Raw genomic sequence first — 22,434 nt, 5'->3', positions numbered from 1 at the left:
AGCCGCTTGAGGAGCCCCATCATGGTTACCGCCATCATTCTGATGACTGTCGATCGCAAGCGCATCAACGAGCTTGCCCAGGAACTCGCCGACATCGAAGGCGTTTCGGAGTGTTATTCAGTGGGCGGAAGCTATGATCTGGTCGCGCTGATCCGTGTTCGCGACACCGAGTCACTGGCAGATCTGGTCACCCGCCAGATGGCCCACCTGGAAGGCATCGAACACACGGAAACACTTATCGCTTTCCAGGCCCACTCCCGCCATGACCTGGAGAACATGTTTTCGGTGGGGCTGTAGGAACGGCCGAATGAGCGACACCGCAAACCATTCCAATGGTCCTGCCAGCCTTTAGCCCCATGCCGTAAACAGCTTTCGCCGCGCGCGCCCCTACCAGCATCAATGCACAGTAGTCGACGCTACGCGCAGATGCTGGTAGCGCCCTGCTGATGACAACGCATTGTCAACGTCAAAAAGTTGACGCCGATCATCGGCTGACCTATAAGTTAGGTGCGCCCCAAAAAGGAGCGCCCTCCTGCAAGAATTGACACTCTGCGCAGAGGAGTGTTTGTGCCCGAAAAAAATGGGCACGGATCAAACGGAAATAAAGACAACAATGCAGACCCTAAGGAGACAATAATGAAAATTGCGCCTTTCGCCCTATCCGTCGTATCAGCAGCGGTTCTCGCCACTGCCATTTTCGCTCAGGCCCAAGCCAAGGAAATCCACTCCACCGACGCTCTCTACCCTGCTGTGGGTCCCTACTCCCAGATGGTACAAGCCGGCAACATGCTGTTCCTTTCCGGCGTCATACCGCTCAACAAGGAAGGCAATGCAACTCAGGGAGATACGATCGAAGAGCAGACCCGTCTCGTCCTCGATTACATTGGTGCCAAGCTGGAGTCCCGGGGTCTCGGCTACGAAGACGTCGTGATGTCCAACGTGTTCCTTCAGGACCTCAACCACTTCGGCGCAATGAACGCCATTTATGGCGAATACTTCCACACAGACCCACCGGCTCGCGCCACGGTGGAAGTCGCCCGACTGCCCCGGGATGTGCTGATCGAAATCGCGGTGGTTGCCTACATCTCCGACTAAAACCAGCGTGAAACATACAAAACAAGAAAGGCAAGGGTGGGTTTAAAAAGATAATCCCGTCAACTTGTTTGGGGACACGACTAATGACAGTCCAACACGAGAATAATTCTGGCTCTTCCAGCAAGGGTCAGATCGATGATTCCGCTCGTCGCAAATTCCTGCAGATGATCGGTGCCGGTACCGCCCTGGCGGCCACCGGATTCCATGGATCGCTGCTGGCCAACCCGGGTCTGCTCAATGCTGCCCAACGTGGCGGCGGCGGCGGCCCGGCCGTGAGTCCATGGCGCAGCGACTTCATTCTGGATCGATCCCGGGTGTTCATGAACATCGGTACCGCGGGTTCCATGCCGCGCAAAGTGGTCCAGGCATACAACGAGGCCAACATTGAGAAGGCCAGGAACTCCCTGAACGGCTACGGGAACTATGCCGACATCCGGCAGCGCATTGCTCCAGGGTTTGGTGTAGGCGCTGACGAATGCGCCCTGTCGTATAACACCACCGACGGCATGTGCAGCGCCGTGCTGGGTATTCCATGGAAGGAAGGTGATGTCATCGTCACCACGAACCACGAGCATCCCGGCGGTAACTCGCCTATGGCCGTGGTCGCGGCCAAATACGGCGTCGAGATACGTCGCGTATCACTGCCGGTCGGGCCTGACGTACAACCTGAGGAGATCGTGCAGCTCTTCCAGGACAAAATCAACGAGGGCGGCAACGTGCGGGCCCTGGTGTGGTCAAGCCCCACCTTCCTGACCGGCACCATGCTGCCAATCCGCCGCCTGGTGGACCTGGCCATCCAGCACGGCCTGATCAGCATCTGCGACGGCGCCCACCTGCCTGGCATGATGAACTACGACTATGGCGCACTGGGTGTGGACTTCATGTCCGGCGCCGGCCACAAGTGGCAGTGCGGCCCGGGCGCCACGGGTATCCTGGTCGTGCGCAACAGGGTGGGGCCGAACAACCCGCTGCCCCTGCCCGCATTCTTCCCGGTGTCTTCCGCCGGATTCGGTCCCTCCTGGGTGCGAGGCGTGGAGCTGAACGCAACGCCCAACTTCGACGTGGCGGCCGTATTGTGTAACATCGGCAGCCGCAACAGGCCCTCCCTGGAAGCACTTGCGGATGCCTGCGACATGTGGGACGAAATCGGTCGTCAGGAGATCGAGGACTACATCCTTGGTCTGTCCCGGCACCTCAAGCAGAGCATCGCCGACCGCTGGGGTCGTCAGGCCTTGGTTGCCCCGGACCACCCGGAACTGCTCTCGGCTCTCACCGCCTTCAACCCGTTCATCAGCAGTAACGGAGAGGTCAACCCGAAGAACTTCAACTCGTCGGAATCTGGCAACTTCGTGAGCCGTCTGGCGAACGACTACGGGTTCATTGTCCGGAACACCAGTGTCCCGGTGCCCGGCATCCCGAATCAGTTCCCGCTGCGTGTCTCCACCCACCTCTGGCACAGCCAGCGGGAAGTGGATCAGTTCGTGGATGCAGCCTGGCAGTTGGCAAACGAGCTGAGCTGAGCCTGTCTCATGACCCAAGCACCGTTGGCGGCCCTGCCGCCAACGGTTTTTTTATCTTTGAAGCGCCTCCCTAAAGCTCCTTTTTCCAGAAGAGCATGGGCTCACCTCCATCGCCAAAGCCCATGGAACGATAAAGGCCCATGGCCCGGTCGTTATCCGTGCGCACCTCAAGCGTGACGGCGACACAACCCTGTTCCTCAGCGTGCCGGATCACCGCTTCCAGTAGCCCCCGGCCCACCCCCTGCCCCTGCCGCGCCGGGATGACCGCCAGATCATGGACATTGAGCCGCGGTCGTGCGTTGAAGGTGGAGTAGCCCATCAGGCAGACGGCGACGCCTACCGCCAACTCGCCAGACCACGCAAGAAAAACCACGGCACCGGGTGTCCGGCGCAATCCGGGGATCAGCTCAGCCTTCACGGCTGCAGTCAAAGGCCGCCCCAGGCCCATGTCGCTGGCGGCATAGGCATCCAGGCAGCTCACCACACCGGCTGCATTCGCCGGGTCTTCAAGATGAGCGGCTTCCACTCTGAGTCGCGACATGAAACCTCCTGCAGTTTGGCCAGTTGATCCACGTCAAATCCTGCATGAACCCCCGCCCCGATAATCCCCATGGAACCCGCTGACGCGTGATCCCTCCTCGGCAAACGGACAGGATTCCATGGACTCTGCAATCAAGTACAACGAAAAAGTGGTACGCCAGTTCGCAATCATGACCGTCGTCTGGGGCGTGGTCGGCATGGGCGTGGGCGTGCTGATAGCCGCCCAGCTCATCTGGCCAGCGCTCAACTTCGACGTGCCCTGGCTCAGTTATGGGCGCCTGCGCCCGCTGCACACCAACGCCGTGATCTTCGCCTTTGGCGGAAGCGCCCTGTTCGCAACGGCCTACTGGGTTGTGCAGCGCACCTGCCAGACATCGCTGTTTGCACCGAAGCTTGCCTCCTTCACCTTCTGGGGCTGGCAAACGGTGATCGTGCTGGCGGCCATCACCCTGCCCCTGGGTATCACCCAGGGCAAGGAATACGCCGAACTCGAATGGCCCATCGCCCTGCTGATCGCGGTGGTCTGGGTGTCCTACGCAGTGGTGTTCTTCGGCACCATCGTCAAGCGCCGGGTCAAACACATCTACGTGGCCAACTGGTTCTACGGCGCATTCATCATCGCCGTCGCGGTTTTGCACATCGTCAACAACCTGGCCATTCCGGTGGGGCTGACCCACTCCTACCCGGTCTACTCCGGCGCCGTGGACGCCATGGTGCAGTGGTGGTACGGCCATAACGCGGTGGGCTTTTTCCTCACCGCCGGCTTCCTGGGGATGATGTACTACTTCATACCCAAGCAGGCCAACCGGCCGATCTACTCCTATCGCCTGTCCATCGTCCACTTCTGGGCGCTGATCTCGATCTACATGTGGGCCGGACCCCATCACCTGCACTACACGGCGCTGCCGGAGTGGGCGCAGTCCCTCGGCATGGTGTTCTCGCTCATCCTGCTGGCACCCAGCTGGGGCGGCATGATCAACGGCATCATGACCCTCTCCGGAGCCTGGCATAAGCTGCGCACCGATCCGATCCTGAAGTTTCTGATCGTCTCGCTGTCGTTCTACGGCATGGCCACCTTCGAAGGGCCGATGATGGCCATCAAGACAGTCAATGCCCTGTCCCACTACACCGACTGGACCATCGGCCACGTCCATGCCGGAGCCCTGGGCTGGGTGGCCTTCATCACCTTCGGCGCCATGTATGCGTTGATTCCCAAGCTCTACGGCCGAGAAGAGATGCACAGCGTCAAGGCTATCGAGCTGCATTTCTGGATCGCCACCATTGGCGTGGTGCTTTACATCGCCGCCATGTGGATCGCCGGGGTCATGCAGGGGCTGATGTGGCGTGCGGTCAACGAGGACGGGACGCTGACCTACACCTTCATCGAGTCCCTGGTGGCCACCTACCCCTACTACATGGTGCGACTGCTGGGCGGCATTCTCTTCTTCACCGGCATGCTCATCATGGCGTGGAACGTCTGGATGACCACCCGGACCGCACCAGCCCGGGAAACCGCCACCGTCGCGGCGCAGGAGGCCTGAGCCATGAATCATTCAGTCGTTGAAAAGAACATCGGGCTAATGGCAGTGCTGATCGCCGCCGTAATCAGTGTGGCGGGGCTGGTGCAGATCGTGCCCATGCTGTTCCTCGCCGAGACCACCGAGCCGCTGGAGGGCATCGAGCCTTACGGACCACTGGAGTTCGCCGGGCGCGACATCTACGTGCGGGAGGGTTGCTACAACTGCCATTCGCAGATGATCCGCCCCTTCCGTGCGGAGACCGAGCGCTACGGCCACTACTCGCTGGCCGGAGAATTCGTCTATGACCGACCCTTCCAGTGGGGTTCGAAGCGCACCGGGCCGGATCTGGCCCGGGTAGGCGGCCGCTATACCGATCTGTGGCACGAGATCCATCTCATCAACCCGCGGGACGTGGTACCGGAATCCAACATGCCCAGCTACCCCTGGCTCGCCGAGCGCACATTGAACGGCGAGACCGTGGCCCGGCGCATGCGCGCTCAGCAGCGCTGGCTGAACGTGCCTTACACCGACGAACAGATCGAGGAAGCGGTGGAGGCCACCGATGGCCGGACTGAAATGGAGGCGATGATCGCCTACCTGCAGTCCCTGGGAACCAACATTCAGCGTAATCGCTGACAGCGAGGGGAGATCTCTGGCAATGGATGTGAACACCTTTTACGGCCTGATCACCCTGGTCCTGATGATCCTCTTCGGCGGGATCGTGTTCTGGGCCTACAGCGGCAAGCGTAAGCAGAGTTTCGACGAGGCGGCTCAGTTGCCCCTGGAAGAGAACCGGGACAAGCCTGCAAGGCAGAGTGAGGGACGCGGAAATGAGTAGCTTCTGGAGTTTCTGGAGCCTGTGGATCACGATCATCGCACTGGCGAACATCTTCGCCTGTGTCTGGCTGATCCGCTGGACCGAGAAGAAACGCCCCGGCGAGGCGGCATCCCATGAAACCACGGGGCACGAATGGGACGGCCTGCAGGAATACAACAACCCCATGCCGCGGTGGTGGCTGTGGCTGTTCTATATCACCATCGTGTTCGGGCTGATCTACCTCGTGCTCTACCCGGGTCTTGGCGGATTCAAGGGCGTACTGGGCTGGTCGCAGTACACCGCCTGGCAGGAGGAAGTGGACACCGTCGAGGAACGGGTGGCACCGCTTTTCGCCCAATACGCGGAGATGTCCATCCCCGACCTGGCCGCCCATGACGAGGCAATGCAGACCGGCCGTCGCCTGTTCGGCAACAACTGCGCCGTCTGCCATGGTGCCGACGGGGGCGGCCGCATCGGTTTCCCCAACATTGCCAACAATGACTGGCAGTGGGGCGGCGAGCCTGAGCAGATCTACAAGTCGATCCTCGACGGGCGTGCAGGCGTCATGCCGGGCATGGGGCGGGCATTGGGTGAGCAGGGTGTCACCGAGGTTTCAGCCTATGTATTCAGCCTGAGCGGCCGCGGCGCACCCGAGGATCTCGTCACCCGTGGCCGCGAACGCTTCCAGGCGCTTTGCGCCTCGTGCCACGGTTCGGATGCACGCGGCAACACCGCCATGGGAGCCCCCAACCTCACCGACGGCAACTGGACCTACGGTGGCAGCCTTGAGGCAATCCGGACGTCGGTCCGCGATGGCCGCCGCGGCCGCATGCCGGCGCAGAAGGATCTTCTCGGCGAAGACCGTGTGCACCTGCTCGCAGCCTACGTCTACAGCCTGTCGATGGACGAACGGGAGAACGCTGCGGCGGACAACGCGGATGAATAGGGAACGCCTCTATCGCAGCATTGGCGGGACGCTGTGGCCGTCGTTCCTGACGGCTGCGGCGGCGTCCGTGGTGTTCTTCGCCGCCATCGACCCGGCCACCCTGCACATGCAGACCCTGCCGGACTGGGAGATCAGCCGCATGGCAGGCTACACCCTGGGGTTCTTCATGTTCTGGGGTGTGGGGCTTGCTTCCAGCCTGATCACTTTTCTGCTCACCGACACGCGCCCGGGAGACCGGCCATGAGCGAAGAGCAGGTGCACAGCGAAGATGCCGGCATGTACGTCGCGCGGGAGAAGATCCACCCCCGCGAGGTCAAGGGCATCTTCCAGAACCTGCGTAACCTGGCGGTGGTGGTGCTGCTCGGTATCTTCTACGGCCTGCCCTGGCTGCGCTGGGACGGTCGCCAGGCGGTGCTGTTCGATCTGCCGGCGCGGCAGTTCCACATCTTTGGCCTGACCTTCTGGCCCCAGGATTTCGTGTACCTCGCCCTGCTGCTGATCATTGCAGCCCTGTCCCTGTTTTTCTTCACAGCCCTGGCCGGTCGCCTGTGGTGCGGTTACGCCTGCCCGCAAACGGTCTGGACCGAGGCGTTCATCTGGATGGAGCGCTGGACCGAGGGTAACCGTCAGCAACGCCTCAAGCTCGACAAGGCCCCCTGGAATCGGCGCAAGATCCTGCGACGGGGCAGCAAGCACGTGCTCTGGGTGGTCTTCGCCCTGTTCACGGGCTTTACCTTCGTCGGCTACTTCACCCCCATCACGGAACTGTCCGGGGCGGTAGCAACGCTCAGCCTCGGCCCGTGGCAGACCTTCTGGTTGCTGTTCTACGGCTTTGCCACCTGGGGAAACGCCGGCTTTCTGCGTGAGCAGGTGTGCATTTACATGTGCCCCTACGCCCGCTTCCAGAGCGCGATGTTCGACAAGAACACGCTGATCATTTCCTACGACGAGACGCGGGGGGAACCCCGGGGCGGCCGCTCCCGCAGCGTTGATCCGCGGGAGAAAGGGCTTGGCGACTGCATCGACTGCAATCTCTGCGTACAGGCCTGCCCGACGGGCATCGACATTCGCAAGGGGCTGCAATACGAGTGCATTGCCTGCGCCGCCTGCATCGACGCCTGTGACACCGTCATGGACCAGATGAGCTACCCCCGAGGACTGATCCGCTACTCCACGGAAAACGCCATGGAGGGCAAGCCGGCCCGCGTGCTGCGCCCCCGTGTGCTGATTTATGGCGTGCTGCTGCTGGCGCTCATCGGCGGCGTCCTGTTCAGCCTGACCCAGCGCATGCCGCTGACTGTGGAGGTCCTGGCAGACCGCAATGTGGTCTATCGTGAAGTGGACTGGGACACCATCGAAAATGTCTACACCGTGCGCATACTCAACAAGGACCGGGTAGCCCACGAGTATCGGCTGACAGTGGAAGGCATCCCCGGCATTGAGGCGGTGACGCGATCCGAGCCGATTCGCGTCGGTCCCGGCGATACCGATTCCGCCGTTGTCCGCGTGCAAGTGCCGCGGGATGCGGTCAGCGGCGCCGGCAATCCGTTCCGGCTGATCATGGAATCCACCGACAACCCGGATATTCGCACCGTCAACACGGCCCGCTTCAACGGCCCGGCAGAAGGACGCCCCTGACATGGAACAACAGGCCCCTGCACGTCCCTGGTACAAGGAATTCTGGCTCTGGTTTGTGCTGGCTCCGCCCATGGCCTCCATCGTCGTGGGGCTGAGCCTGCTTACCACGGCGATTCTCTATGGTGACAGCCTGGTGGTGGATAACTACTCCCAGGCCGGCCGCGCCCTGCACAAGGACGACGCCCGGGAACGAGCCGCCGTCAGCATGGGCCTGGACGGCATGCTGGTGGTAGACCGGGAAGCCGGACTGGTGACGATCAATCTGCAGGGGCTCGACGACATGCCCGAGACGCTGCAGTTGCTGTTCTCCCACCCGACCCATGCAGATCGCGACGTGACCCTGACCCTGGAGCGTGACAGCACCGGCCTGTACCGGGCCGATGCGAGGCGACCGGTAGAGGGACGACAGTACGTCCGGCTGGAGCCTGATGACGGCCGTTGGCTGCTGGCGAAAGAGCTTGGCCAGAGCGCCGACGAGCTGTCGCTCTCGCCGCGCACCCGGAGCCAGTGATGCAGCGTGAGGCCGGTATTACCTGCTTCCACTGCGGCGAGCCGGTGCCATCGGATATCGATCTCACCGTCACGGTGGATGATGAGCCCAGGCCGGTGTGCTGCCATGGCTGCCATGCCGTGGCCAGCACCATCGTTGGTGCGGGGCTGGACGCCTTTTATCAGTTTCGCCCGGAACCCAACGGTCGCCCCGAAGACGCAGGCATTGCCGAGCCCACCCTGTATGCAAGCTTCGATGAGCCCCGGGTGCAAAAGGAGTTCGTCTACAGCACGCCGGACGGTCACTGCGAAGCAAGCCTGCTGGTAGACGGACTCTACTGCGCGGCCTGCGGCTGGCTCATCGAGCGCAGCCTTACCGGGGCCGATGGCGTCGACGAGATCCGCGTCAACCCGGCCACTGGCCGGGCGCTATTGCGCTGGAATCCCGACACGGTGTCCCTGAGTCGGGTGATGGCCCATATGGGCCGCCTGGGCTATCGCCCCCATCCCGTGCTCGCCGACGCCACCGACTCCCAGGCCAATCGTGAGCGCCGTGGCGCCATGCGCCGCCTCATCGTCGCCGGGCTGGGCATGATGCAGGCCATGATGTTCGCCGTGGGCCTTTACTTCGGCCAGTACTATGGCATGGAGGCGAGTCACGAGCAGTTCCTGCGACTGGTGAGCATGCTGGTGGCCACGCCGGTGGTGCTGTATGCCGCCCTGCCCATATTCCTCGGCGCGTTCCGGGATCTGCGCAACCTGCGCCCCGGCATGGACGTACCCGTCTCGCTGGCCATTGGCGCGGGTTATAGTGCCAGTGTCTGGATTACATTTTTCGGCGGCCCGGAGGTCTATTTCGACTCCATCGCCATGTTCACGTTTTTCCTTTTGATTGCCCGCTACGTGGAAATGGCGGCCCGCCACCGGGCCAACGCCACCACCGACGCCCTTGCCCGGCTGGTACCCACAACCGCCCTGCGCCTGGCCGCCAATGGCACAGAGGAGGAAGTCCCGTCCGGCGATCTGCAACCGGGAGACCGGGTACGGATTAGACCCGGCGCCACCATCCCCGCAGATGGGGTGATCGTGCGCGGCGACAGCAGCGTGGATGAATCCATGCTCACCGGCGAATCCGACCCGCAGCGGCGCAACACGGGCGATCGGGTGGTGGGTGGTAGCGTCAATCTTGAAGACAGCCTCGATGTTCGCATCGAGCAGACCGGCCAGGACACCATGGTGTCCCACATCGGTCGCCTGCTCCGTCGCGCCCAGTCACAACGCCCCGCCTTCGCTCGCCTGGCAGACCAGGTGGCGCGGTATTTCGTCACAGTGGTCCTGCTGGCAGCAGCCGTGGTCTTTGCCGTCTGGTGGCAGCTGGATCCAGCACTGGCCTTTCCCATCACCCTGGCAATGCTGGTGGCCACCTGCCCCTGCGCCCTGTCCCTTGCCACACCCACCGCGCTGGCCGTCGGCACCAACCGCATGGCTGGCGACGGCCTGCTCATCACCCGCGCCGATGCGGTAGAGACACTGGCCAGGGTCAATCACGTGGTGCTGGACAAGACCGGCACCCTCACCGAAGGCCGCCTCAGCGTGGTGGAGACCCGTGTGCTGGGTGAGTTGTCCGAGCAGCAGGTCACCGGGATTGCCGCCGCGCTGGAGCAGCATTCGGAGCACCCCATCGCACGGGCATTCAAGGCCGCCAGCGCCGCGACACCGGCGGAACAACCCCAGAGCACCCGCGGCGCGGGCATCGAAGGTGAGGTGGACGGACGGCGCCTGCGAATCGGTCGCCCGGACTGGGTGCTGGAACATGCCGGTCTGCCCGTCGACGCCCGCTTCGGTGATGGTGCCTGGATACTGCTTGGCGACAGCCAAAGCGCTCTGGCCGCATTCCGGGTCGCTGACCGCCTGCGACCGGAGGCGGCGGAGAGCATCGCGCAGTTGCAGTCCCGCAGCATCACGGTGGAAATCGCCAGCGGCGACGCGCCGGAACCGGTGGCCGACGCGGCGAGACGGCTAGGGATCGCCCGCTGGACTGCACGCATGACCCCGGAACACAAGCTGGAGAGGCTGCGTGAATTGCAGGCGTCGGGTGCGACCGTGCTGATGGTGGGCGACGGTATCAACGACGCCCCGGTACTCGCCGGCGCCAACGTCTCCGCAGCCCTGAACGAAGGCACCGCCCTCGCCCAGACCAGCGCCGCCATGATCCTGCTGGCCGGCCGGCTGGATCGGCTGGTATCAGGGCTCGACAGTGCCCGGCGCACCATGCGGGTGATTCGCCAGAATCTCGCCCTGTCGGCCACCTACAATGCTTCCATGCTGCCTCTGGCAGCCATGGGGTTCGTGCCGCCCTGGCTCGCCGCCATCGGCATGACGCTCAGTTCCCTGGTCGTGGTGCTGAACGCACGACGACTGGCCCGCCGTCAGCGCCGGGGCATCACCCGGTCGATGGCGCCCGAACTTCTGCAGGGAGGGTCCAGCGCATGAACATCATTTACGTGTCCATCCCCATCAGCCTGATTCTGCTGGGCGTGGGAATCTGGTTCTTCTTCTGGGCGGTGCGCAGCGGACAGTACGACGATCTTGACTCACCGGCCTACTCGATCCTGCTAGACGAGGAAACCGACCGGAAACGGCAGCGCAAATCCAGGGCGAAGGATCAAGACGAGCAGCAATGACCACGGAACTGACACTGGTCGCGGCGCTTGTCATCGGGCTTGCCGGCAGCACCCACTGCCTCGGCATGTGCGGCGGCATCGCCGGTAGCCTGGGCGCCGCCACCAGCACCGAGCGCACCGGCACACGCCTGCTGTATGCAACGTCTTACAACCTCGGCCGCGTCGGCAGTTACACGCTCATGGGTGTGCTGTTCGCATCATTGGTGGGGCTGCTGGGGTTCAGTCTGTCCCGGCCGGAGTGGGGTGCCGCGCTTCGAATCGCAACCGGTCTGATCCTGCTCGCGGTGGCTGCCCACCTGCTGCTGGACTGGTCCGGCCTGCGCCGCATCGAGGTTGTCGGCGGAAGAATCTGGCGCGTGCTGGGTCCCATCGCGCGGCGTCTGCTGCCAGTGCGCTCCATGGGCGGTGCTCTCGCCCTTGGCGCACTCTGGGGCTGGCTTCCTTGCGGACTGGTCTATACCGTCCTGCTGGCGGCAGCGGTATCCGGTGATCCGCTGATCGGGGGTGGCATGATGCTGGCCTTCGGCCTTGGCACCATGCCCGCCATGACCGGGTTGACCGTCTTCGGCCAGACGCTTCGCCGCTGGCTCACGGGCACCCGGCCACGGCGCGTTCTTGGTGCCCTGCTTCTGGTGTTCGCGCTCTGGACACTGACAGTACCGATACTGCACCTCGCTGACGGCGGCGGCCACGACCATCACGAGGCGCACTCGGAATGAGCGCCATCCTCCCGGCAAGATCCCGGGCGTCCCATGTCCGGCTGACCCGGCGGCGCATCCTGCTGGAGTTCCTCGGCTCCATGAACCTGGCGATCATCCTGCTGGTCGCCCTGGCGCTGGCCTCGGTGATCGGGACGGTGCTGCAACAGAACCAGCCCTATCCGGACTACCTGGCCAAGCTCGGCCCTTTCTGGTTCGAGATGTTTGCCAGGCTGGGCCTGTACGACGTCTACGGAGCCGCCTGGTTTCTGGGCATACTGCTGTTCCTGCTGGTCTCCACCAGCGTCTGTCTCTATCGCCATACGCCGGTGGTGCTAGGCCAGATGCGCAATTTCCGTAGCCGCCAGCAGGTAGCCTCGCTGCGCGCGCTGCAACACCATCGAGAGTGGCAGCTTGAAGCCCCGGGCGCGGAACTGGCGACACGGGCAAAGGCGGTCCTGTCGCAGCATGGCTACCGGGTCAGGGAAAGCGGGGAAGGCAACCCGGTCCTGCTCACCGGACTATCCGGCCGAGGCAATCGACTCGGCTATATCCTGACCCACCTGGCGGTGGTGGTGATCTGTATCGGTGGGTTGCTGGACAGTAATCCGGCACTGAGAATCGCCGGATGGACGGGAAGCGTACAGCCGGCGACTGGCAATCCGGCCCACGGGAATATCGCGCCCGAGAGCCGGATCGGTGTTGGCCCTGGCGCCTTCAAGGGCTCAATCACCATTCCGGAGGGCGCCGCTGCCAGCGCCGTGCTGCTGCATTACCGGGATGGGTATCTGATCCGGGATCTGCCCTTTCGAATCACGGTAGAGCGTTTTCACATCGAACGTTATGCCAACGGCGAACCCCGCTCGTTCGAGACCGATGTGGCCATCACGCCCCGCTCGGGCGGCGAGGTGGTTCGAGAGACCATCAGCGTGAATCGCCCGCTCAGCTACGACAATCACCGCATCTACCAGTCCAGTTTCACCGACGGCGGTTCACACCTGCGCTACCGGGTGTGGCCATTGCAATCCGGCAGCACCGCGCAGGATGGAGCCGCCCGTGTCTTTGAACGCACACGCCTGGACGATGACAAGCAACCACTCACCCTGGAGTTCACCCACCTTGAGCCATTCAATGCGCGACTGGGCGACGACCGCAGGAGCGGATTCAATGTGGCAGCAGAGCTCGGCCCCAGTTACCGCTATCGCATCACCGACGCCACCGGCAGCACCCTGGAATTCGAGAACACCATGCAACCGGTGGACATGGACGGCGGCCGTTATTTCATCAGCGGCATGCGCCACAGCGAGTCGGAACCGTTCCGTTACCTGCACATCCCCGCGGATCAGAACGACAGCCCCGCCCGCTTCATGGCCCTCGTCGACGTACTGACCGGCGATGACCTTGCCCGCGCAGCGTCGGCAGCCGGAGCCACGGTGGCAGAGGACCTGGAGTTTTCGGCGCCAGCACTGCAACAGGCCCTGGCCGAGACCGCGCAGCGCCTGGTTCAGCGACTCAATGCCGGGAGCTCGGGATCAGCTCCAGACGCGTCGATGCCGTCTGCCCTGTCAGACGCCCTGGTACAGGAAACCCTGACCGAAGCCTATCGGCTCTCGCTGGCACGCACCGGGGATGATGCCAATCGCTCGCTCACCGGGGCCGACGCGGCATTTATTCAGCATGCTGCCTCCACGGTGCCGGCACTTGGCGGCTATGGCGCACCGGTATTCATCCAGCTCCTGGACTTCGATCACATCCAGGCCAGCGGACTCGAGATCACCAGGGCACCCGGTCAACCCATCGTCTACGCCGGCTTCATACTCCTGATAGCCGGCATTATCTGCATGTTCTTCCTGCAGTTCCGGCGTATCTGGTGCCATATCGAGCCAACCGCCGACGGGCAATGCAGAGTGCTAATCGCAGGTCAGTCCCCGCGAGATCCCATCGGCCAGCAGCAACATTTCCAGCGCCTGCAGAACGCCCTGGAGCATCACCTGGGCGGCGTCGTGGAACGACGACGGAGGTAGTGTTCCCACCAGCGGATGATGCAAGATGCAGGCTGACCCCGGAATCAGGAAGGCCTCATGACCAGACGCAGTCACTCCCTACCCACAAGTTTGGCACTGACCCTTGCCCTGCTTGTCGCCGCTCCCGGCATGGCCAGCGCCACCGGCCTTTATGGCGGCATCGGCGGTATCTACACCGACTTCGACGATGTCGACAACGATTCGCGATTTGGCTACCGACTCTACGGTGGTTACGACTTCATCCGGATCCCGGCATTGCTGCGGTTGGGACTGGAGGGTGGCTACACGCGCACCGGCAGCTTCGAGGATGGCGACGGCAACACGGATCGGCTCAGCAATGGCGATGCCGGGCTGCAGGTAACCCTGACCACGCTACCATTGGTGAACTTCCATGGACGCGCCGGCTATGAATGGGGCGACACGGAAGGTGCAATGTTCGCGCTAGGTGGCAGCGTGAGCGTTTTCCCGCTTACGCGTATTCGGGCCGAATACCAGAACCGCAACGAGTTCGACGCGGGCATGCTGAGCCTGGAGATTCGCTTGCCCTGAAGGGGCGGTGTCGCTGGTCAGGCGACCCGTTCGATCGCCTGCCGCCACTGCGTGACGCTGACATCTGTCAGCTTGCGCAGTTGCTCCGCGTAAAGTTCATGGAGCCTCTGCAGATTTTCCGCCTCGTCCACCGCCTGGGCACGGACTGAATTGGCCAGATCCACATGACCGTCGAGAAAAGCGCGCAGATCGTCCCGCGAGCGAATCTCCAGCGCGCCACGCAGGTGGCGAATGCTGATCTCACTGCAGGCCCGGGCAGCATCGACCTGCGATTGCAGAAGCAGCTCGGAGTAGACCAGGGAGAGCCCGGCGAGAGCACGGACCGGCCCGAACAGCAGCCGATCAAACTGGGCGCTCGGGTCGATATTCGAATCGTTCGAGGTAGGCATGGTCGACGCTCCGGAGGGCATGCGTGGAAGCTTTCCACGGTTGGAGTAAACGTACCATAACGTATGTTGCGGCGCAACATACGTTATGGATGTCACAGTCCAGGAAGCGTCTGCCGCCGGTTCCCCGGCGGCATCAGTCAGATCAATCTCTGCCGAACAGGCTCATCATGGACGACGCCATCATCAGCATGCTCATGGACGACAGCATCTGATTCATCCCGCCCAGACCGCTGTCGTTATCCTGCAACAGAGACTGGGAGACCATGGACTGCGCCATGCCGATCAACCCCAGGGCCATGCCCATCATGGCCATGGACTGCATGTGGTCCTGGTCGGCAGGCGCTGGCTTGTCGGTAACGGGGGTGTCGCTACCCTCTGCGCCGAGCAGCGTTTCGGCAGAGGGAATCTTCACCACCACATCGTTCCAGTCCCAATCCTTCCAGTCCTCATGCTCAATGACGCGGGTGCCGTCATCCAGCATCGTCTCCCGCTGGCGATCAGAACCCGGTTCGATGGTGAAATTGGTATCACCATTGCCGTTGCTGTCCACATGGACACGGATCTGCAGCTCATCGAGCCAGTTCTGAACCGCCTCGACGTCACCGGACTCGCGCAGATGCTGTGGAATCTCGATCTGTTTTGTCGTCGGCGGCTTGCCCTCGCCATGGCCTTTACTGCTGAGTTCCACCCACTCGTTGCCGTCGTGGTACTCGGCTGTCAGACCGAATTGCGCGGCATAGCTGACATCGACGTCCACATGGGCGGGGATTTGCGGGCCGCAGGACGCCGGCTCCGGCGCACAGGCTTCGGCCTGGGCCGAATACTGGGCTGCAAGGGCCTTGGCCAGTTTGCCGAAGGCGTTCTCCAATGGTACACCGCAACCCGGCCCGGTATGCCTCGGCACGGGGGCGCAACCCGCATGCTGCGCTGACTCGATCGACATGGCTCTATCCTCATAGGTCTGGTTCCAGATCATGAGGTTAGGAAAAGCGGGGGTATGCCGGCTATCCACCAGACGGCCTAGACTGAAGAGCTATATCTCCCTGGAGCCAGAATCAATCCGTATCCTGCTGTCGCGCGATCAGGTACTGATCGCCGGGCGCATGGAGGTACAGGCGCAGTTCGTTATCCATGCTGAAACGGTAAACCCCGGCCAGCAATTCAAGGAATTCCTGCTCCAGTTCCATGACCGTCTGCTCACACGCACGCCTGGTGGATGCCGCATGGCCAACGCTCAGGCCCTCGCGGGTCAAGGTGTACGACGCCATGTAACGGTTGCAGGCCGTGGACCCCGTCAATCGCTGTTCGTCGATGTCGAACCGCAGCGTCGGCCGCTCTTCCCCGCGCAGCGTGTTGACGTTCAGCCGCTCGACAACCCATTCGCCACCGGCGAGGAGGCTGGCAGGTTCACCCCCGCAGCCCTGCAGATACTCTCCGTCAAGAAACACGACCACTGTCTGGGGGTGTGGCATGCCGGTCATGGTGTCCTTGCAGAGACGCTCCAGGAGTGTCGCACTCAGAGTGGAACCACCCTCGCTGACGCGCCAGTTCAGGCCTCCTCCCACCGCTGATGGTTGCGGCGTTGTCACTTCCAGATCGACATCACCGCCCAGCATGTCGAAGCGCAGGCTGTCGGCATCGATCTGCAGCTGCCAGAACGGCTCATTGCCGGTGGCGCGGAGAATGGTTTCGGCACCGCGGGTTTCGGTACCAATGGGGTCGGCTGACGGCGCGCTCGATCCGGGTTCCGGATCACCACTGGCAGCGCAGGCCGCAAGTGATAGAAGCAAGGGTAAAACAAACAGACGACTGGCGAGCATGGGCACCTCCCGTTCACAGTCCGTTGCGGCGGGGCGTTACGGGCCCCGGCGAGGAGTACACAGAATAACCCGAACAGAACGGCAGTGGGCACTTCCATGCGCCTATCCGATCGTGGTGTCAGGCCGAGGCAACCACCGCGCCTGGCGGGGGTAACGTCAAGGCATGAGTGGTCGATCATTCAGAGAGCGACTATTCTCAGGGTGTTCCCGTGCTCGATGCTGCACACGGGAAGGAAGGTGGATCATGAGGCACATTACGATGTGTCTGCCGTCCTGCTACGCCGACCCTGCGCGCCGACACCGGCGGCACGCTTCCGGGAAGGCTTTTTGCGGCATCACACCCAAACCCGTTCCTGCGCCTGTCGCTTCCTCGCTCCCGACCACACCAGCGGGTCACAAGCCTATGCCTGCCCTACGGCCTGGTCGGGACACCGATCTTCGGGAGACGTGGTCATGAGGCTCAAGCGTTATTTCTTCATCAGCAATGATCTCGACGATCTGGAGCGTTTCGAGGAAGACCTCGAGAACGCCGGCATCGTCACACCGCAAATCCATGTACTTACGTTGGACGACACCGGCGCAGACTTCCATCACCATCTGCATACGGTCACCGACTTCATGAAGCGCGACGTACTGCACTCCACGCTGATCTGCGCCGCGGCCGGTGCCTGCCTTGCCGTACTCGTGTTGCTGGTGGCTTATTTTGCCGGCTGGACTGACAGCCCCGCAGGCTGGATGCCGTTCATCTTTCTCGCAATCATCGTGCTCGGTTTCGTCACCTGGGAAGGCGGTCTGCGGGGTATCGATACCCCAAACTCCCAGTTCCAGCGGTTCGAGCGCGCACTGCGGGACGGGAAGCATGTGTTCTTCGTGGATATCGAGCCGGGGCAGGAAAAAATCGTGAACAAACTGGCGAAAAACCACCCGACAGCACAATCGGCGGGGACGGCTCCCGGCGCGCCACGCTGGCTGGTGTTCTCCCAGCACCGGTTACGACGGTTTTTCGCCGACACGTTTCCGTAGCCGGAACGGCCGGGGGGGGATCATGGCTGTTGCGATCGTCCTGCTGATCATTGTCATCGCCTCGGTGGTGTTCCACTTCGTCAACCCGTGGACGCTCACGGAGCTGGCGTCGAACTGGTCATCCATGGACGCCATGCTGCAGGTCTCCTTCGCCGTGACCGGCATCGTGTTTGTGGCGGTCAGCCTGTTCCTGGTACTGGCCATCTTTCGCTATCGCCATCGACCCGGCCATCGGGCCCGTTTCTCCCCGGACAACCGGCGTCTCGAATGGTGGCTGCTCGGTATCACCTCCGTCGGCATCATGGCGCTGCTTGCCCCCGGGCTGGTGGTGTATTACGACTTCATCCGCACCCCGGACAACGCCATGACTGTGGAAGTGGTGGGTGAGCAGTGGCGTTTCTCCTATCGCTACCCCGGTCCCGACGGTGAACTCGGTGCCGCCGATGTGCGGCGCATGTCCAGCGACAACCCCCTGGGGCTGGATCCGGATGACCCCGCCGGCCAGGATGACGTGGTGGTGGTGGACGGCCCGCTGCGACTGCCGGTGGATCGGCCAGTGCGCGTCGTCATGCGCTCCAAGGATGTGCTGCACAACGTCTTCGTGCCGCAGTTCCGCGCCAAGATGGACATGGTGCCGGGCATGGTCACGCAATTCTGGTTCACACCGACCCGCGCCGGCGAGTTCGAGATGATCTGCGCACAGCACTGCGGTGTCGGGCATTTCAACATGCGCGGCAGCGTGCAGGTGCTGGAGCCCGATGCCTTCGACACCTGGCTGGCGCAGCAGGACAGCTTCGGCGTGATGCTTGCGGCGCTGGACGCCCGCGTGGAAGACCCGGAAGTCGCCCGGGGTCGCGGCATTGCCGAGCAGCAGGGCTGCCTTGCCTGCCACAGCGTTGATGGCAGCCGGCGAGTTGGCCCTACCTGGCTCAACCTCTACGGCAGCGAGGTCACGCTGGCGGACGACAGCGTGGTGACGGCGGACGACGCCTACCTGCGCCGCTCCATCACCGATCCGCGGGCGGAACTGACCAAGGGTTATCCGCCGGCCATGCCCGCCTATGACTTCGAGGACGACGTGATGGACGCCCTGGTGGCTTACATCCAGAGCCTTGCCGACAGCGGGGAGTCGGCAGACGCCCAACCCGCCCCCGATGACGCGGACTGAGGGAGACAGGTCATGGCAACCGTCGCTTCCGATCATGCCCACGCCCACGATGAACCCCAGGGATTCGTCCGCCGCTACATCTGGAGCCAGGACCACAAGGTCATCGCCATCCAGTACTCGGTGACCGCCATCGCCGTGGGGCTGGTGGCACTGGTGCTGTCCGGGCTCATGCGCATCCAACTGGGATTCCCCGACTCGGGCCTGGTGGACGCCTCCAGCTACTACCAGTTCATGACCCTGCACGGGATGATCATGGTGATCTACCTGCTCACGGCGCTGTTCCTTGGGGGTTTTGGCAACTACCTGATTCCGCTGATGATTGGCGCGCGGGACATGGTGTTCCCCTACCTCAACATGCTGAGCTACTGGTTCTATCTGCTGTCGGTGATCGTGCTGATGGCGAGCTTCTTCGTACCCGGTGGCCCCACAGGAGCGGGCTGGACGCTGTACCCGCCCCAGGCCATCACCGGCGGTACACCCGGGGCGGGCTGGGGCATCATCACCATGCTGGTCTCGCTGGCCATCTTCATCGTCGCCGCCACCGCCGGCAGCCTGAACTACGTGGTCACCGTGCTGCAGGCACGCACCGAGGGCATGACCCTGATGCGGATGCCCTTGACCGTCTGGGGCATCTTCGTCGCCTCGATCATGGCGTTGCTGGCTTTCCCCGCCCTCTTCGTCGCCGCGGTGATGATGATTCTGGATAGCCTGCTGGGCACCAGCTTCTTCATGCCAGCCGTGATCGCCATGGGCCAGCAGTTACCTCACGAGGGCGGCAGCCCGCTGCTGTTCCAGCACCTGTTCTGGTTCTTCGGCCACCCGGAGGTCTATATCGTGGCACTGCCCGCCTTCGGACTGGTGTCGGACCTCATCAGCACCCACGCCCGGAAGAACATCTTCGGCTACCACATGATGGTCTGGGCCATCGTGATCATCGGCTTCCTCAGCTTTTTCGTCTGGGCCCATCACATGTACGTGAGTGGGATGAACCTGAGCTTCGGCTTCTTTTTCGCCATTTCCACGCTGATCATCGCGGTGCCGACGGCGATCAAGGTCTACAACTGGGTTCTTACTCTGTGGCAGGGCGACATTCACCTCACGGTGCCCATGCTGTTCGCCATCGGCTTCATCATCACCTTCGTGGTGGGCGGACTGACCGGGCTTTTTCTCGGCAACGTCGTGGTGGACATCCCGCTTGCCGACACCTATTTCGTGGTGGCCCACTTCCATATGGTGATGGGGGTGGCGCCCATCCTGGTGATCTTCGGTGCGATCTATCACTGGTTCCCAAAGATCACCGGCCGGATGATGCATGACGGGCTTGGCAGGCTGCATTTCTGGATCACCTTTCTCGGCACCTACGCCATCTACTTCCCCATGCACTACCTGGGCATTCTCGGCATGCCCCGGCGCTACTACGCCTACGAGGACTACGATTTCATTCCCCAGTCCGCCCATGACCTGAACACCTTCATTAGCGTCATGGCCCTGCTGGTGGGCGTGGCCCAGTTGCTGTTCCTCTGGAATCTGGGCTGGAGCGCGTTTCGTGGCCGCGCCGCAGGCCCCAACCCCTGGAACGCCACCAGCCTGGAGTGGCAGACGCCGGATACGCCGCCAAAGCATGGCAACTGGGGGGCAAGCCTGCCGGTGGTGCACCGTTGGGCCTACGACTACAACGTGCCCGGCGCGCGCCAGGACTTCATCCCCCAGAATCAGCCCTACTCCGAATCCACACCGGCAGGTGATCACCACGGTCGGCCATCGGAGGCACCGTCATGAGCTTCTGGGTCCGCCACGACGCCACGCACGGCACCATCGAACCATCCACGGGCCGCGGCACATGGCGGGGCGCACCCGATCGCCCGACACTGGCGATGCGTGGCCTGCTGCTCTTTCTGGTACCGCTCACGTCCATGTTCGGCCTGGTGATTGCCGCCTATGTGATGCGCCGGCACATGGGGGACTGGCAAGCCCTCAGCATGCCCTGGCAGCTCTGGCTCAGCACATTGCTGCTGGCGGGCAGCAGCCTCGGATTCGAGCAGGCGCGACGGGCCGCTGTCAGCGCCGTGCCAGTGAGCCCGCGCCCGGGGCTGACGCTGGCAGCGGCGTTGGCGGTCGCGTTCCTGCTCTCCCAACTCTGGGCCTGGCAGAGCCTGGTTCAGCAGGGTCATGTACTGGCCGCCAACCCGGCCAACAGTTTCTTCTACCTGATGAGCGGCCTCCACGCCCTGCACCTGACCGGCGGCCTCGTGGCCTGGACCCGCGCCCGCCAGGCACTGGCCCGGGGGCGTGCCGACCAGGCGCGGCTCGTGGTTAGGCTTTGTGCCGTCTACTGGCACTTCCTGCTTGCGGTCTGGCTAGTGCTATTCGGCGTCCTGCTGCTGGTCGCCTGAGGAGAGCGGTCATGAGCGAACAGACGACTCATCAGCCCACGGACCCGGGCTCCGGACCATGGCGCAGCCTGGTCAATGACTGGTCCGGCGACCGTCAGACTTTCCCCCGGGTCTCCTGGGGGAAGACCATGATGTGGATCTTCCTGCTCAGCGACACCTTCGTCTTCAGCCTGCTGCTGGTGGGCTACATGGCGGTACGGCTAACCACACCACAGCCGTGGCCCGATACCAGCGAGGTATTCGCGCTGACCGTGATGGGTCACAACTTCCCCCTGCTGCTCATCGCCATCATGACCTTCATCCTGATCACCAGCAGCGGAACCATGGCCATGGCCGTGAACTTCGGTTATCGGCGCAACCGCCGCATCGCCGCCCTGTTTCTGCTGCTCACGGCAATCCTGGGGATGAGCTTCGTCGGAATGCAGGCCTATGAGTGGACTGACCTCATCGGCAAGGGCGTGCGGCCCTGGGAGAACCCCATGGGCGCGCCGCAGTTCGGCGCCGCCTTTTTCATGATTACAGGCTTCCACGGGCTGCACGTCTCCATTGGCGTGCTGTATCTGCTGATTGTCGCCGTGAAGGTCCTGAAGGGGGACTTCGACCGTCGCGGCAGTTACGAGGGCGTGGAGATCGCCGGGCTGTACTGGCATTTCGTCGATCTGGTCTGGGTCTTCATTTTTGCATTCTTCTACCTCTTGTGAGGTGCGGCCATGGCGGACACCACCGGACAACAACACCCCATCCGTCTGTACCTGCAGATCTGGGGTTGGCTCTTCGTGCTGAGCTTTTTCTCCTACCTAGTGGACTACAACGATCTGCAGGGTTTCTGGCGCTGGTCGCTGGTGCTGCTTTTCATGGTGCTGAAGGCCGGACTCATCATCGCCATCTTCATGCACATGCGCTGGGAGCGGCTGTCGCTGGTATCCGCGATCCTGCTGCCACCGGCGGCCATCCTCGTGCTGATTGCCTTCCTTGGCCTTGAGGGCGGATACATCGCAGGACTGCGGGCCAGCTTCTTTGGCTAGGTGTGATCTCTCAACAGGTTGTCCACGGAGTCCCTCCGATGGATGCTGAGTTTGCGGACTTGGCATTCCAAGAAGGAGAAACCCCGTGGACATCCA

Annotated in this window: 25 protein-coding genes; 21 read left to right on the top strand and 4 right to left on the bottom strand. The window is 62.9% G+C overall.

All coding sequences use genetic code 11. From position 1 onward, the window contains the following. Positions 1-21 precede the first annotated feature (21 nt). From J2T57_RS08890 to J2T57_RS08880, 3 genes are all read left to right on the top strand, one after another. Positions 22-297, top strand: a complete 276-nt coding sequence (locus tag J2T57_RS08890; RefSeq protein WP_253476865.1) for an Lrp/AsnC family transcriptional regulator — start codon at positions 22-24, stop codon at positions 295-297. A 339-nt stretch (positions 298-636) separates the two neighbouring features. Then, complete coding sequence (locus tag J2T57_RS08885; protein WP_253476862.1) at positions 637-1,095, top strand: Rid family detoxifying hydrolase; 459 nt, start codon at positions 637-639, stop codon at positions 1,093-1,095. An 83-nt stretch (positions 1,096-1,178) separates the two neighbouring features. Further along, on the top strand, positions 1,179-2,615 hold the full coding sequence (locus J2T57_RS08880) for an aminotransferase class V-fold PLP-dependent enzyme (RefSeq protein WP_253476859.1): 1,437 nt from the start codon (positions 1,179-1,181) through the stop codon (positions 2,613-2,615). Positions 2,616-2,685: 70 nt separating this feature from the next. Here the strand turns inward: J2T57_RS08880 and J2T57_RS08875 are convergent, their stop codons facing one another. Next, the gene (locus tag J2T57_RS08875; protein ID WP_253476849.1) at positions 2,686-3,156 is read right to left on the bottom strand and encodes a GNAT family N-acetyltransferase; all 471 of its coding nucleotides are present in this window, start codon (positions 3,154-3,156) and stop codon (positions 2,686-2,688) included. A 118-nt stretch (positions 3,157-3,274) separates the two neighbouring features. On the opposite strand from J2T57_RS08875, the gene ccoN reads away from it, so the two are divergent. Genes ccoN through J2T57_RS08815 form a run of 12 tightly spaced genes read left to right on the top strand, consistent with a single transcriptional unit; the run spans position 3,275 to position 14,520 of the window. Then, entirely contained in the window at positions 3,275-4,696 is a 1,422-nt protein-coding gene (gene ccoN, locus J2T57_RS08870; protein WP_253476846.1) for a cytochrome-c oxidase, cbb3-type subunit I, read from the top strand. 3 nt (positions 4,697-4,699) lie between these two features. Further along, entirely contained in the window at positions 4,700-5,311 is a 612-nt protein-coding gene (gene ccoO / locus J2T57_RS08865; RefSeq protein WP_253476845.1) for a cytochrome-c oxidase, cbb3-type subunit II, read from the top strand. 22 nt (positions 5,312-5,333) lie between these two features. Further along, complete coding sequence (locus J2T57_RS08860) at positions 5,334-5,513, top strand: cbb3-type cytochrome oxidase subunit 3 (protein WP_253476844.1); 180 nt, start codon at positions 5,334-5,336, stop codon at positions 5,511-5,513. After that, positions 5,506-6,438: a cytochrome-c oxidase, cbb3-type subunit III gene (gene ccoP, locus J2T57_RS08855; protein ID WP_253476842.1), complete on the top strand. Its 933-nt coding sequence runs from the start codon at positions 5,506-5,508 to the stop codon at positions 6,436-6,438. Before J2T57_RS08860 ends, ccoP begins: the two co-directional genes overlap by 8 nt. Further along, complete coding sequence (locus J2T57_RS08850) at positions 6,431-6,682, top strand: hypothetical protein (RefSeq protein WP_253476841.1); 252 nt, start codon at positions 6,431-6,433, stop codon at positions 6,680-6,682. Before ccoP ends, J2T57_RS08850 begins: the two co-directional genes overlap by 8 nt. Next, positions 6,679-8,076: a cytochrome c oxidase accessory protein CcoG gene (ccoG, locus tag J2T57_RS08845; RefSeq protein WP_253476839.1), complete on the top strand. Its 1,398-nt coding sequence runs from the start codon at positions 6,679-6,681 to the stop codon at positions 8,074-8,076. Before J2T57_RS08850 ends, ccoG begins: the two co-directional genes overlap by 4 nt. Position 8,077: 1 nt before the next feature. Beyond that, positions 8,078-8,587, top strand: coding sequence for a FixH family protein (locus J2T57_RS08840; protein ID WP_253476838.1), 510 nt, complete (start codon positions 8,078-8,080; stop codon positions 8,585-8,587). Next, positions 8,587-11,058 (top strand): heavy metal translocating P-type ATPase, encoded by a 2,472-nt coding sequence (locus J2T57_RS08835; RefSeq protein WP_253476837.1) that lies wholly within the window; start codon positions 8,587-8,589, stop codon positions 11,056-11,058. Before J2T57_RS08840 ends, J2T57_RS08835 begins: the two co-directional genes overlap by 1 nt. Next, on the top strand, positions 11,055-11,249 hold the full coding sequence (ccoS, locus tag J2T57_RS08830) for a cbb3-type cytochrome oxidase assembly protein CcoS (RefSeq protein WP_253476831.1): 195 nt from the start codon (positions 11,055-11,057) through the stop codon (positions 11,247-11,249). Before J2T57_RS08835 ends, ccoS begins: the two co-directional genes overlap by 4 nt. Beyond that, positions 11,246-11,968, top strand: a complete 723-nt coding sequence (locus J2T57_RS08825; protein ID WP_253476828.1) for a sulfite exporter TauE/SafE family protein — start codon at positions 11,246-11,248, stop codon at positions 11,966-11,968. The genes ccoS and J2T57_RS08825 overlap by 4 nt, the downstream gene beginning before the upstream one ends. Next, entirely contained in the window at positions 11,965-13,971 is a 2,007-nt protein-coding gene (locus J2T57_RS08820) for a cytochrome c biogenesis protein ResB (RefSeq protein WP_253476827.1), read from the top strand. The genes J2T57_RS08825 and J2T57_RS08820 overlap by 4 nt, the downstream gene beginning before the upstream one ends. 57 nt (positions 13,972-14,028) lie before the next feature. Then, complete coding sequence (locus J2T57_RS08815; protein ID WP_253476825.1) at positions 14,029-14,520, top strand: outer membrane beta-barrel protein; 492 nt, start codon at positions 14,029-14,031, stop codon at positions 14,518-14,520. Between the two features lie 17 nt (positions 14,521-14,537). Here J2T57_RS08815 and J2T57_RS08810 read toward each other — a convergent pair whose 3' ends face one another. The 3 genes from J2T57_RS08810 to J2T57_RS08800 form a co-directional block, all read right to left on the bottom strand. After that, on the bottom strand, positions 14,538-14,909 hold the full coding sequence (locus J2T57_RS08810; protein WP_253476824.1) for a hypothetical protein: 372 nt from the start codon (positions 14,907-14,909) through the stop codon (positions 14,538-14,540). Positions 14,910-15,051: 142 nt separating this feature from the next. Next, positions 15,052-15,852 carry a hypothetical protein gene (locus J2T57_RS08805; protein WP_253476823.1) on the bottom strand — a complete coding sequence of 267 codons (801 nt, stop codon included), beginning with the start codon at positions 15,850-15,852 and terminating at the stop codon, positions 15,052-15,054. A 112-nt stretch (positions 15,853-15,964) separates the two neighbouring features. Further along, positions 15,965-16,729 carry an META domain-containing protein gene (locus J2T57_RS08800; RefSeq protein ID WP_253476822.1) on the bottom strand — a complete coding sequence of 255 codons (765 nt, stop codon included), beginning with the start codon at positions 16,727-16,729 and terminating at the stop codon, positions 15,965-15,967. 453 nt (positions 16,730-17,182) lie between these two features. Here J2T57_RS08800 and J2T57_RS08795 point away from each other — a divergent pair, with 453 nt between their 5' ends. From J2T57_RS08795 to J2T57_RS08770, 6 genes are read left to right on the top strand one after another with little or no spacing between them, the layout of a single operon-like run. Continuing rightward, on the top strand, positions 17,183-17,752 hold the full coding sequence (locus J2T57_RS08795; protein WP_253476821.1) for an NAD/FAD-utilizing enzyme: 570 nt from the start codon (positions 17,183-17,185) through the stop codon (positions 17,750-17,752). A 22-nt stretch (positions 17,753-17,774) separates the two neighbouring features. After that, complete coding sequence (locus J2T57_RS08790; protein WP_253476820.1) at positions 17,775-18,920, top strand: cytochrome c oxidase subunit II; 1,146 nt, start codon at positions 17,775-17,777, stop codon at positions 18,918-18,920. A 12-nt stretch (positions 18,921-18,932) separates the two neighbouring features. After that, entirely contained in the window at positions 18,933-20,699 is a 1,767-nt protein-coding gene (gene ctaD, locus J2T57_RS08785; RefSeq protein WP_253476819.1) for a cytochrome c oxidase subunit I, read from the top strand. Next, positions 20,696-21,313: a cytochrome c oxidase subunit 3 gene (locus tag J2T57_RS08780; protein ID WP_253476817.1), complete on the top strand. Its 618-nt coding sequence runs from the start codon at positions 20,696-20,698 to the stop codon at positions 21,311-21,313. The genes ctaD and J2T57_RS08780 overlap by 4 nt, the downstream gene beginning before the upstream one ends. An 11-nt stretch (positions 21,314-21,324) precedes the next feature. Beyond that, positions 21,325-22,014, top strand: a complete 690-nt coding sequence (locus tag J2T57_RS08775; protein WP_253476815.1) for a heme-copper oxidase subunit III family protein — start codon at positions 21,325-21,327, stop codon at positions 22,012-22,014. 9 nt (positions 22,015-22,023) lie between these two features. Continuing rightward, positions 22,024-22,338, top strand: a complete 315-nt coding sequence (locus J2T57_RS08770; RefSeq protein WP_253476813.1) for a cytochrome C oxidase subunit IV family protein — start codon at positions 22,024-22,026, stop codon at positions 22,336-22,338. Positions 22,339-22,434 lie beyond the last annotated feature (96 nt).

The organism is Natronocella acetinitrilica, from assembly GCF_024170285.1.
Classification (GTDB): Bacteria; Pseudomonadota; Gammaproteobacteria; order Nitrococcales; family Aquisalimonadaceae; genus Natronocella; species Natronocella acetinitrilica.
Note: the sequence above shows the minus strand (reverse complement) of the source record. Positions and strands in the feature narration are given on the sequence as shown.

Coding starts and splice junctions, on each gene's coding strand:
- J2T57_RS08890 (WP_253476865.1), top strand. CDS start 22: ATGGTTACCGCCATCATTCTGATGACTGTCGATCGCAAGCGCATCAAC.
- J2T57_RS08885 (WP_253476862.1), top strand. CDS start 637: ATGAAAATTGCGCCTTTCGCCCTATCCGTCGTATCAGCAGCGGTTCTC.
- J2T57_RS08880 (WP_253476859.1), top strand. CDS start 1,179: ATGACAGTCCAACACGAGAATAATTCTGGCTCTTCCAGCAAGGGTCAG.
- J2T57_RS08875 (WP_253476849.1), bottom strand. CDS start 3,156: ATGTCGCGACTCAGAGTGGAAGCCGCTCATCTTGAAGACCCGGCGAAT.
- ccoN (WP_253476846.1), top strand. CDS start 3,275: ATGGACTCTGCAATCAAGTACAACGAAAAAGTGGTACGCCAGTTCGCA.
- ccoO (WP_253476845.1), top strand. CDS start 4,700: ATGAATCATTCAGTCGTTGAAAAGAACATCGGGCTAATGGCAGTGCTG.
- J2T57_RS08860 (WP_253476844.1), top strand. CDS start 5,334: ATGGATGTGAACACCTTTTACGGCCTGATCACCCTGGTCCTGATGATC.
- ccoP (WP_253476842.1), top strand. CDS start 5,506: ATGAGTAGCTTCTGGAGTTTCTGGAGCCTGTGGATCACGATCATCGCA.
- J2T57_RS08850 (WP_253476841.1), top strand. CDS start 6,431: ATGAATAGGGAACGCCTCTATCGCAGCATTGGCGGGACGCTGTGGCCG.
- ccoG (WP_253476839.1), top strand. CDS start 6,679: ATGAGCGAAGAGCAGGTGCACAGCGAAGATGCCGGCATGTACGTCGCG.
- J2T57_RS08840 (WP_253476838.1), top strand. CDS start 8,078: ATGGAACAACAGGCCCCTGCACGTCCCTGGTACAAGGAATTCTGGCTC.
- J2T57_RS08835 (WP_253476837.1), top strand. CDS start 8,587: ATGCAGCGTGAGGCCGGTATTACCTGCTTCCACTGCGGCGAGCCGGTG.
- ccoS (WP_253476831.1), top strand. CDS start 11,055: ATGAACATCATTTACGTGTCCATCCCCATCAGCCTGATTCTGCTGGGC.
- J2T57_RS08825 (WP_253476828.1), top strand. CDS start 11,246: ATGACCACGGAACTGACACTGGTCGCGGCGCTTGTCATCGGGCTTGCC.
- J2T57_RS08820 (WP_253476827.1), top strand. CDS start 11,965: ATGAGCGCCATCCTCCCGGCAAGATCCCGGGCGTCCCATGTCCGGCTG.
- J2T57_RS08815 (WP_253476825.1), top strand. CDS start 14,029: ATGACCAGACGCAGTCACTCCCTACCCACAAGTTTGGCACTGACCCTT.
- J2T57_RS08810 (WP_253476824.1), bottom strand. CDS start 14,909: ATGCCTACCTCGAACGATTCGAATATCGACCCGAGCGCCCAGTTTGAT.
- J2T57_RS08805 (WP_253476823.1), bottom strand. CDS start 15,852: ATGTCGATCGAGTCAGCGCAGCATGCGGGTTGCGCCCCCGTGCCGAGG.
- J2T57_RS08800 (WP_253476822.1), bottom strand. CDS start 16,729: ATGCTCGCCAGTCGTCTGTTTGTTTTACCCTTGCTTCTATCACTTGCG.
- J2T57_RS08795 (WP_253476821.1), top strand. CDS start 17,183: ATGAGGCTCAAGCGTTATTTCTTCATCAGCAATGATCTCGACGATCTG.
- J2T57_RS08790 (WP_253476820.1), top strand. CDS start 17,775: ATGGCTGTTGCGATCGTCCTGCTGATCATTGTCATCGCCTCGGTGGTG.
- ctaD (WP_253476819.1), top strand. CDS start 18,933: ATGGCAACCGTCGCTTCCGATCATGCCCACGCCCACGATGAACCCCAG.
- J2T57_RS08780 (WP_253476817.1), top strand. CDS start 20,696: ATGAGCTTCTGGGTCCGCCACGACGCCACGCACGGCACCATCGAACCA.
- J2T57_RS08775 (WP_253476815.1), top strand. CDS start 21,325: ATGAGCGAACAGACGACTCATCAGCCCACGGACCCGGGCTCCGGACCA.
- J2T57_RS08770 (WP_253476813.1), top strand. CDS start 22,024: ATGGCGGACACCACCGGACAACAACACCCCATCCGTCTGTACCTGCAG.